General features: G+C 72.1%; 6 protein-coding genes. 3 read left to right on the top strand and 3 right to left on the bottom strand.

Annotation, left to right across the window (positions count from 1 at the left end):
- Positions 1 to 11 precede the first annotated feature (11 nt).
- Both AB0E67_RS26140 and AB0E67_RS26135 read right to left on the bottom strand, forming a co-directional pair.
- On the bottom strand, positions 12 to 269 hold the full coding sequence (locus AB0E67_RS26140) for a phosphopantetheine-binding protein (RefSeq protein WP_351518206.1): 258 nt from the start codon (positions 267 to 269) through the stop codon (positions 12 to 14).
- Between the two features lie 3 nt (positions 270 to 272).
- The gene (locus tag AB0E67_RS26135; RefSeq protein ID WP_362031042.1) at positions 273 to 1,148 is read right to left on the bottom strand and encodes an acyltransferase domain-containing protein; all 876 of its coding nucleotides are present in this window, start codon (positions 1,146 to 1,148) and stop codon (positions 273 to 275) included.
- Between the two features lie 295 nt (positions 1,149 to 1,443).
- Here AB0E67_RS26135 and AB0E67_RS26130 point away from each other — a divergent pair, with 295 nt between their 5' ends.
- Positions 1,444 to 4,764, top strand: coding sequence for a BTAD domain-containing putative transcriptional regulator (locus tag AB0E67_RS26130; RefSeq protein WP_362031040.1), 3,321 nt, complete (start codon positions 1,444 to 1,446; stop codon positions 4,762 to 4,764).
- A 237-nt stretch (positions 4,765 to 5,001) separates the two neighbouring features.
- On the opposite strand, the gene AB0E67_RS26125 is transcribed toward AB0E67_RS26130, so the two are convergent.
- Positions 5,002 to 6,090: a LacI family DNA-binding transcriptional regulator gene (locus tag AB0E67_RS26125; RefSeq protein ID WP_362031038.1), complete on the bottom strand. Its 1,089-nt coding sequence runs from the start codon at positions 6,088 to 6,090 to the stop codon at positions 5,002 to 5,004.
- A gap of 229 nt (positions 6,091 to 6,319) precedes the next feature.
- Between AB0E67_RS26125 and AB0E67_RS26120 the strand changes: the two genes are divergently transcribed.
- A complete protein-coding gene (locus AB0E67_RS26120) occupies positions 6,320 to 7,780 on the top strand; it encodes a cytosine permease (RefSeq protein ID WP_362031036.1) in 1,461 nt (486 codons plus the stop codon).
- Positions 7,781 to 7,829: 49 nt separating this feature from the next.
- Positions 7,830 to 9,602 carry an adenine deaminase C-terminal domain-containing protein gene (locus tag AB0E67_RS26115; protein ID WP_362031034.1) on the top strand — a complete coding sequence of 591 codons (1,773 nt, stop codon included), beginning with the start codon at positions 7,830 to 7,832 and terminating at the stop codon, positions 9,600 to 9,602.
- Positions 9,603 to 9,618 lie beyond the last annotated feature (16 nt).

Raw genomic sequence — 9,618 nt, 5'->3', positions numbered from 1 at the left:
GTCTCCTTGCTTCAGTGGTCGTCGCGCTCGGCGATCTTCTTGGCCACGAAGGCGTCGATGGCTTCGAGCGAGGTGAAGACGTTCGCGATGAAATCCTCGTCCGTCATGTCGAGCGAGAAGTCCTTTTCGAGGGCGCTCAGGAGCTGGACGTACCCGAAGGAATCCATCACCCCGGCCTTGAAGAGATCGCTCGCGGCCGTCAGCTCGTCGTCGAACTCAACGAGGAACTGGTCCTCGACGAGCTTCTTTATGTGCCCCGCTCGGTCCATCTCTCACACCGCGCTTTCGACTGGTTGGCTGTGGGTATCGGACTTCATCAGGCTCCGCACCATGCGGGTGAGGGAACGGCCGCCCATCTCCTCGTACTCCAGCCCTGTCCCCAGGGAGAGGAGATGACGGATGCTGTCGGCCCACCTGACCGGCTCGACGAGCTGTCTGCTGAGCATGGCGGGGATCGTGTCGCGTTCGTGTGGGCGCGCGCTCGCATTGGAGATCACGGCGGTCCGGGGTTCCGCGAACGTGAACTCCCCGAGGAATTTCTCGAATTCGGCGCGGACGGGCTCCATGTGCCGGGAGTGGAAGGCCGCGCCGACCCGCAGCGGGGCGTGGCGGATGCCGCGCTGCTTCAGTGCGGCGTGGGCCGCGCGCAGCGCCTGGTCGCTGCCGGCGATCACGACCTGGGCATCGGTGTTGAAGGCCGCCAGGTCGATTCCCTCGACGCCGTCCTCGGCCAGGGCGTCGAGCAGGCGCGCGGGCGGGACGTCCATGACGGCCGTCATCCCGCCGCCGGTGGCCGCGGCCATGAGTTCGCCGCGCCGCTTGACGAGTCTCAGCCCCGTCTCGAAGTCGAAGACCCCGGCGGCGAGGAGCGCGTTGTACTCCCCGAGGCTGTGTCCGAGGTAGCAGTCGGCGGGCGGCTCCTCGCGCCGCTCGCGCTCGAACGCGTGCAGCGCGTTGACGGTGTAGAGCGCGGGCTGTGTGCACTCCGTGCGGGAGAGCATGTCGTCCGGATTGTCGCGGCAGAGCGCGACGAGGTCGTAGTCGAGGAGGTCGCAGGCGTACCGCGTGAGGCCGGGGTAGCGACCGAAGACGTCCGCGCCCATGCCGCGGAACTGCGAGCCCTGCCCCGGGAAGAGAACCGCCAACACCGTTGTGCCTCCCTGGTCCGCGCCGGATGGCCCACGCCACCGGCGGCGCCGTGCCCATGCTGCGCCACCCCCCTTGCCGCGCGCTGGCCGGAATTCTGTTGCCGGTCCCCGGTGCCCTCCGCTTCCCTTGCCATTCGCTTGCGGATCACTTGCCGGTTCCCCGGATATATCCGGGAAACGGCCGCCTGATCGCTTACCGGCCATTCACCGGGCGCGATTCACCGGAAGCAACATCCGCTGTTCTAGGATCAATTCACCGGGCGCGTCTCAAGCGTGAGAACGAATGGGGCCGAGTATGTCTGCACGTCGGATAGGGATCACAGCGACGCCCCCGCGCCCGCCCGCCCCCGACGGGCCGGTGCTCCAGGTCCTGGGGCCGATGTCGGCGCGGTACGCGGGACACGAGGTGCCGCTCGGACCGCCGCGCCGCCGGGCGCTGCTGGCCCTGCTGCTCATCAGACTGGGCCGGGTCGTCCCGACGTCCGCCTTGGTCGAGGGGCTCTGGCGGGACGATCCCCCGCTGCGGGCGGTCGCCACGCTGCAGAGCCATGTCTCCCATCTGCGCCGGTCGTTGGCCCCGGCGGGGGGTCCCGGTGGTGCCTCGGTGCTGCGCTACCAGGCCCCGGGATACGTGCTCCAGCTGCCGCCGGATCAGGTCGACGCCCAGCGCTTCGAGCAACTCGCGGCTTCCGGGCGGCAGTTGCTGGCGCGTGACCCGCTCGCCGCCCGTGACCGTCTCACCCGGGCGCTCTCCCTGTGGCGCGGCGCCCCGTACGCCGAGTTCGCCGCCCACCAGCCGCTCGCCGACGAGAGCACCCGGCTCGAACAGGTCCGCCTCACCACCCTGGAGGCATCCGCCGAGGCCGCGCTCGCGCTGGGGAGGCCCGCCGAGGTGGTGACCGAACTGGAGCGCGAGGCGCGCCAGCACCCGACGCGGGAACGTCTGGTGGGGCATCTGATGACCGCCCTGTTCCGGACGGGCCGCCAGGCGGAGGCGCTGAAGGTGTACGAGTGGACGCGGGGCCATCTGGTGGAGGAGTACGGCGTGGACACGACCGCCGAGCTCCAACGGCTGCACGTGGCACTCCTTCGGCAGGAGCTCGGTGACGAGGAGCCGGCCGGGGCGCCGGGGCGGTGGGCCGCGTCCGGGAGCGCGGGGGTCTCTGTCGGGGCCCCGCCGGTGTCCGGGGCGGCGCCCCGGGCGGTGGCGACCACGGCCCGTTCCTGTGCCGTCGGCCCGGCGGCCCGGAGCCGCGCCCCCCGGGTCCGGCCCATCCCCTACGAACCTTCCCCGCGCAAGCCCGGTACGGCGCCGCCGATGACGGGCCGGGACCGGGAGCTGCGACGCCTGGTCGTGGCGACGGCCGGTGCCGCCGACGGCCGCGGCCATCTCTCCTGCGTGTTCGGATCCTCGGGGCTCGGCAAGACCCATCTCGTGATGGAACTGGCCCAGCGGATCCGGGACGGGGACAGCGACATCGAGACGGTGCGGGGCAGTTCCTTCTCCGGGGAGGGCGTCCCGCCGTACTGGCTCTGGACGCAGGTGCTGCGCCTGCTGTCGACCTCCCGGCCCGACGCCTTCCAGGAAGCCGCGGCGCCCTTCGGAACGCTGCTCGCCCCCTTGCTGCCCGGCTGGCGCGGGGCCGGGACGAGCGGTGGGCAGGGCTGCGAACCGGAGGGTTCCCGGGACCCGTTCCGGGTGCACGACGCCGTCTGCGAGATCCTGTTCGCCCTGGCCGCGCGTCGTCCGCTGGTGCTCCTGCTGGAGGACGTGCACTGGGCGGACACCGCGTCCCTGGAGGTTCTGCGGCTGCTCGCCACGCGCCGTCAGGGACAGTGCCTCAGCATCGTCCTGACCGGCTGGGACCTGGAGGCCTGGCCGGACGCCTCCCGGTTCCGGTTGATGACCGAGGTGCTCAAGGGCCCCCGTACGGAGATCCTCCGGCTCAGCGGACTGGCCCGGTCCGACGTCGCCGCGCTGGTCCACGCCCAGGCCGGACCGGGTGTCGACGAGCGGCTGGTGGACGCGTTGCACCGCCAGGGCACGGGCAGCCCGTACTTCGTCCTCCAGATGCTCTCCTACCTCGGCGGCGCGAGGGACCTGCGCGATTCAGGCGCCACGGACGAACTGCTCGGCCTCGTCACGGCGTACGCGCGCAAGGTCCTGCGCCAGGAATTCGCCATGCTGCCGGAGCCGTTCCTGCTGCTGCTCCGCCTGTGCGCGGTCGTCGCCCCCGACATCGAGGTGGACGCGTTGTGCCGTGCCTCCGACGGCAGTTCGGCCATCGCGCTGGTGGAATCGGCGATCCGGTACGGTCTGCTGGCCCCGGACCCGAACCGCCCCGGACGATTACGTCTCGGCTGTCCCCAGGCCCAGGAGGTGCTCACCGCCGAACTGACCGACGAGGCACGCGAACGATTGCACGCCCGGTACGCCGAGGCCCTGTCCTCGCGGCTGGATGCGGAGAGCGCCCCCGAGGAGGCCGACCGCGTCGCCCACCACGCCTGGCACGCCAGGGGCGCCATGCCCGCGCAGCGCGTCCTGCCCTGGCTGCTGCGCGCCGCCGCGAACGCGGAGCCGCGTCTGGCATCGGACGACCGCGAGACATGGCTGCGCCGTGCGATGCGGATCGTCCGCCTGCTCCCGGACGACGCCTCGGCCCGCGAGCTGGAACACCGACTGCATCTGGAACTCGGCCAACTGCTTGCGCATGTACGCGGGTTCGGGGACACGGAGGCCGAGGCTGAGTTCAACCGGGGCCGCGCCGCGGAGGCGGGCACCGCCGACGACCCTGCGGCCCTGTCGATGCTCGGCGCCTCGCTCCTCGTCCGCGGCCGCTACGACGAGTCCCGTCAACTGGCTCTCCTGCTGCGGGACATCGCGGAGCGGACCGACGAACCGACGGCCCGGCTCGGTGCGGCGTACGGCGAGGCGACCGTACTGTTCGTCCGCGGCCGGCTGTCCGAGGCGCTGGCGGAGCTGGAGCACGGCGTCGGGCTGGCCGACCGCTACTCCCGCGAGGGACGGCTTCCGGAGCGGATGTACCAGTCCGACCCGCGCGTCTACTTCCGGTGCTACGAGGTGCTGGCCCGCTGGCTGACCGGCGACCGGGACACGGTGGCCGAGCAGCGCCGCGGCCTGCTGCGGCTGACGCGGTACGACAGCAGGCCCTGGGACCGGATCCACGCCCTCTACGCCCATGCGGTGGTGGCCACCTGGGAGGGCGATGTCGAGACGGCGCGGTCCTCCTGCGCCGAGGGCATCGGGCTGGCCGTCGAGCACGGTCTGTACTACTGGAAGATGATGCTCCGCCTGCCGCTGGGGTGGGCGCTGGCCCACTCCGGGCGGGGCGAGGGGATCGCCGAGATGAAGGACGCGCTCGCGGAACTGCGCCTGAGCGGCACACGCATCCGCCAGCCCCTCCACCTGGGCCTGCTCGCCCAGGCCCAGCACCACGTGGGACAGGCGGAGGAAGCGGTGGACACGCTGCGCACCCTGCTCGCGGTCGTCGAGCTCCGGAGCGAGTACGTGTACCTCCACTCCGCCCTGCCCGCCACGCGCCTGCTGCGCGACCTCCTGGGCGGGGGCGTCGCCGAGCCGTCCCTGCGCGAGTGAGCCGCGGGCGACCGGAGGAGCGGTGCGCGCCGGAGCCGGGCCCCTGAGCCCACTCGGCGTCCACCCCTGCGGCGCCTCGGAGACAAACGTCCGGCTGGACGCCCGCACGGCCCGGCGGGGACCGCCGGGCCGTGCGGGAGCGCCGTCGAGGCGGGGGCCGGGGATCCGTCGGCGCCAGGACCGCCCCGGTCCGGGCCCTGCCGCCGCACCGGGTGTCCTCGGGCGCCGTCCGGAGCCTCAGTGCTCCGTGCGCACCGGCCGGGTGGAGGCGCGCGGCAGCAGCCTGGCCGGGACGAGACGGTGTTCGGGCCGGGCTCCGGCCGGCGGTGGCCGCCGTATCACGTCGATCAGCAGCTCGGCCGCCTGTCTGCCGATCTCCTCCGGGGCAAGGTCGAGCGCCGTGAGCTCGGGGCGCGCGCTGCGCGCGAACTCCCCGTCCGCGCCCACCACGATCTGCACGTCGTCGGGAACGCCCAGGCCGAGTTCGCGGCAGACGGCGAGGGTGGCGAAGCCGAACTTCTCCATCACGACGTACAGCGCGTCGGGCCGGTCCGGGCGGGCGAGCAGGCGGTGCGCGGCGGCGGTGGAATCGGTCCCGGACTCGGCCCGGTCCATGAGCACGGGACGGCCGGTTCGCCCGCACCAGTCGCGGTAGGCGTCGGCCGCGTCCTCGTCGTAGGACTGGCCGGTCGATCCGGTCAGCAGTCCGATGCGGCGGGCGCCGGTGGCGGCGAGATGGTCGAGGGCGGCGACGGCGCAGGTGGACAGCTCGTTGTCGACCCAGGGGAAGGCGTCCTTGCGGGACAGGTCACGCCCGGTGGTGACGACGGGGACGCCCATGCCGGAGAGACGGCCGAGCAGCGGATCGTCGGTGAGCGGGTCGATGACGATGGTGCCGTCCAGCGGCAGCGAGTCGAAGGGGCGCCCGTCCAGGGACGGCGGGACGAGCACGAGGGAGTAGTCGTGCGCCATCGCCGTCCACGTCGCCGCGTTCACGATCTTGACGAAGTACTCGATGTCGGTGATGCCGCCCTCGACGGCCGTGCGGTGGGTCAGACCGAGCAGCCCGGTACGGGCGCCGCGCAGCCCGCGCGCGTTGGGATTGGCGCGGTAGCCGATCTCCGCGGCGACGGCGAGGACCCGCTCACGGGTGTCGGCTCCGACCCGGCCGACCCCGTTGAGCGCGTGCGAGGCGGTGGTGACGGAGACACCGGCCCGGCGGGCGACCTCGCGCAGCCCGCCCCCCTTGGGCGCGCCCGGCGTGCGGGAGGCGGCACGCGCGTTCCGGGGCCGGCCGAGCCCCGTCGGCTCTGTGACATCTGACATGGCGTCGAGCTTACCGTTTGACTGCCAAAACGTTTAGGCAGTACCGTCCGCTGCGTTGCCAAAACGTTTGGGCAAGCCTCCGTGAATACCCGGGGCGCGCCCAGCGGACTGCCGACCCCCTCGCACACCGTCGTGCGCCCCGTGTTCCGGCCTCGCCGGACCTCCCCGTACATCCCCCGTCCCGTCCCCCCAGGCCGGGACGCGAGTCCGCAAAGGACGCCTGCCGACCATGGCCGAGGCCACCACCGCCGCTCCGCCCGGATCCACCGGGACCACCCCGCCCACCGCCTCCACCGCGTCCGTCTTCACGGTCGAACAGCGCGGCATCGACGCCGTACCCGCCGAGGAGCGCCAGGGCGGGCCCAGCCGGCTCCTCGGGCTCTGGGCCGGGACGAACACCACCGTCTTCACGGTCGTCTACGGAGCGCTCGTCGTCTCCTTCGGCCTGTCCTTCTGGTACGCGGTCGCGCTGATCGTCGCCGGCAACGTGCTGGGCTTCGCCGTCACCGGTCTGACCAGCCTCCAGGGCCCGCGCACCGGCACCTCCACGCACTCGATCTCGCGGGCCGCCTTCGGTCCGCGCGGCGGAAAGCTCCCCGCCCTGCTGAGCTGGGTGATGCTCGTCGGGTTCGAGGCGGGGGGCATGGTGCTGATCGTGCTCGCCGGGCTCGCGCTGCTCGACCAGGCCGGAGTCACCGCCGGTACACCCGTCAAGCTGCTGGTCATCGCTGTCGCGGCAGGTCTGCAGATGCTGCTGCCGCTGGCCGGCTACCACCTGATCATGAAGGTGCAGAAGTACTTCGCCTGGATCTTCGCCGCGATGTTCGCGGTGATGGCGTTCCTCGTCTTTCCCAAGGCGGACTTCGCGGGCCACGGCGAGGCGCCCTCCCTCGTCACCGTCTCCCTGGTCCTCGCCATGGTCACCGCGTCGGGCGGCCTGTCCTGGGCCGACATGGGCAGCGACTACTCGCGCTACCTGCCCGCCGACTCGGCGCCCCGCAAGGTGTTCGCCTGCGCCGCGCTCGGCGGCATGGTGCCCAACATCCTGCTCCAGATCCTCGGCGCCGCCGTGGCCACCGCGACCACCAACGCCGCCGACCCGATCTCCGGCCTGCCGGAGATCCTGCCCGGCTGGTTCAGCACGCCGTACCTGCTGCTCGCGATCGTCTCGCTGCTCGCCGTGAACACCACGGACATGTACTCCTCCGGCCTGAACCTCCTGGCCGTCGGCCTGCCGATCAAGCGCTGGATGGTCGTCTTCATCGACCTGACGCTGTGCACCGGCATCACGCTGTGGGCGGTCTTCTCCGCCGACTTCTACACCCTGCTGTCGAACTTCCTGAGCCTGATCGTGCTGTGGCTCGGCCCGTGGGCCGCCGTCTACCTGACCGACTGGGCGCTGCGCCGGGGCCGCTACGACGTGCCGTCCCTGTTCCCCGGGGAGACCGGCCGCCGGGGCATCTACTGGCACCGGGGCGGCGTCCGCCCGGCCGGTCTGCTCGCGGTGCTGCTGGGTCTGGCCGCCGCCGTGCTCTGGGTCGACTCCACCGTCTTCGTCGGCCCGCTCTCCCGCGCCGCGGGCGGCCTGGATCTCTCGGTGTTCGCCGGGGCCCTCGTCGCCGGCGTCGCGTACTGGCTGCTCGCCCGCCGCGACGTCCGGGCCGAGGCCGAACTGTCCCCCGCCGCCTGATCCCTCACGCCTTCCTCTCCGCCCTCGTACCACTTCTGGAGCCAACCGCATGAACCAGCCCAGCCTCCGCGCGCTCATCGACGCCTCCGAGGGCGTCGTCAAGGCCGACCGCGTCATCAGGGGCGGACAGCTCGTCAACGTCTGCACCGGCGAGATCTACCCGGCCGACGTCGCCATCACGGGCGACCGGATCGCCGCGACCGGCGACGTCTCGGCGTACGAGGGCCCGGACACCGAGATCGTCGACGCGACCGGCAAGTACCTGACGCCGGGGCTCATCGACGGACACCTGCACCTGGAGTGCTCGAAGCTGTCGGTGACGATGTTCGCCGACGCCGCCGTCCGCCACGGCACCACCTCGGTCGTCTCCGGGCTCGACCAGTTCCTCGTCGTCGCAGGCCTGGACGGGGTGCGTGAGGCGCTGCGCGAGGCGGATGCGAGCCCCATGAAGATCTTCTGGGGGGCGCCGTTCAAGACGCCGTACACGCTGCCCGAGACGACGGTCGGCTTCTCCTTCGGGCCGGACGAGCACGCCGAGACGCAGGACTGGGCGGACTGCTTCGGCGTGTGGGAGACCGTCGCCGAGTTCGTCCTCAACCGTGACGAGAAGGTGCTGCGCGCCCTCGAACTCGCCCACCGCAACCGTCTGCCGATCTTCGGCTGCGCGCCCATGGCCGCCACCACCACGATCAACGCGCTCTCGGCCGCGGGCGTCCGGCTCGACCACGAGAGCTACACCGCCGAGGAGGCACTGGAGAAGCTGCGCGCGGGCATGTCGCTGCTGATCCGTGAATCGTCGGTGGCGCACTTCATGAACGAGAACGTGCGCACGGTCACCGAGTTCGGCGCCCAGTCGCGGCGCGTCGGCTTCTGCACGGACGACATGCACGTCGCCGACATCCTGCGCGAGGGCCACCTGGACAAGCTGGTGCGCATGGCGATCGCGGCGGGCGTGCGGCCGGTCGAGGCGATCCAGATGGCGACGCTCAACTGCGCGGAGATGTACCGCGTCGACCACCTCGTCGGCTCGATCACGCCGGGCCGCTACGCGGACGTGCTGATCGTCGACTCCCCCGAGTCGTTCCAGGTGGAGCGGGTGTTCGCGCGCGGCAAGCTGGTCGCCGAGGGCGGCCGGACCATCGAGGCGCCGCGGGCCCCGGAGCGCTCCGCCGCCCTCTCCCCCGCCTTCCGGGTCGCCCCGGTCACCGAGGACTCGATCGGTGTCGCGACCGAGGGCGACGAGGCCCGGGTCCTGGTCGTCGAGATGGACCGCACCGTGCCGTTCGTGCGCAAGGGCGTGGAGATGACGCTGCCGGTCGTCGACGGCAGGGTCCGCGCCGACCTCGCGCAGGACGCCCTGTACGTCACGGTGTCGGAGCGCTACGGGAAGAACGGCGGCGGCACCGTCACCGCGATGATCAACGGCTTCGGCCTGCGCTCCGGCGCGATCGCCTCGTCCGCCGCCCCCGACGACAACAACATCGTCTGCGTCGGTGCCGACCGCGCCGACATGGCCCTGGCCGTGAACCACCTGGCCGAGCACGGTGGCGGCCAGGTCGTCGTGGACGGCGGTGAGATCAAGGAGTTCCTGCCGCTGCCGGTGGCCGGCATCGTCGCCGACCTCGCCCCCGAGGAGATGGCCGCCGCGGAGGACCGTCTGGAGGCCGCCGCTCGCGCGCTCGGCTGTGAACTCCCCTCCGCCTTCGGCTACCTGATCTTCCTGGAGATCACCGCCATCCCGGAGTACGCCGTGACCGACCTGGGTGTCGTCAACTACCACACCCAGGACGTCGTCGACATCCTGAACCCTGCCGCCAACTGACGTATCCAGTCGAGGA

The organism is Streptomyces sp. NPDC032161, assembly GCF_040636995.1.
In the GTDB taxonomy this organism is placed as follows: Bacteria; Actinomycetota; Actinomycetes; order Streptomycetales; family Streptomycetaceae; genus Streptomyces.
The sequence above is the reverse complement of the archived record's forward strand: the minus strand, read 5'-3'. Positions and strand labels throughout refer to the sequence as shown.

Bases quoted from the DNA above. Each gene is read 5' to 3' on its own strand.
- AB0E67_RS26140 (WP_351518206.1), bottom strand. From the start codon at position 269: ATGGACCGAGCGGGGCACATAAAGAAGCTCGTCGAGGACCAGTTCCTC.
- AB0E67_RS26130 (WP_362031040.1), top strand. From the start codon at position 1,444: ATGTCTGCACGTCGGATAGGGATCACAGCGACGCCCCCGCGCCCGCCC.
- AB0E67_RS26125 (WP_362031038.1), bottom strand. From the start codon at position 6,090: ATGTCAGATGTCACAGAGCCGACGGGGCTCGGCCGGCCCCGGAACGCG.
- AB0E67_RS26120 (WP_362031036.1), top strand. From the start codon at position 6,320: ATGGCCGAGGCCACCACCGCCGCTCCGCCCGGATCCACCGGGACCACC.
- AB0E67_RS26115 (WP_362031034.1), top strand. From the start codon at position 7,830: ATGAACCAGCCCAGCCTCCGCGCGCTCATCGACGCCTCCGAGGGCGTC.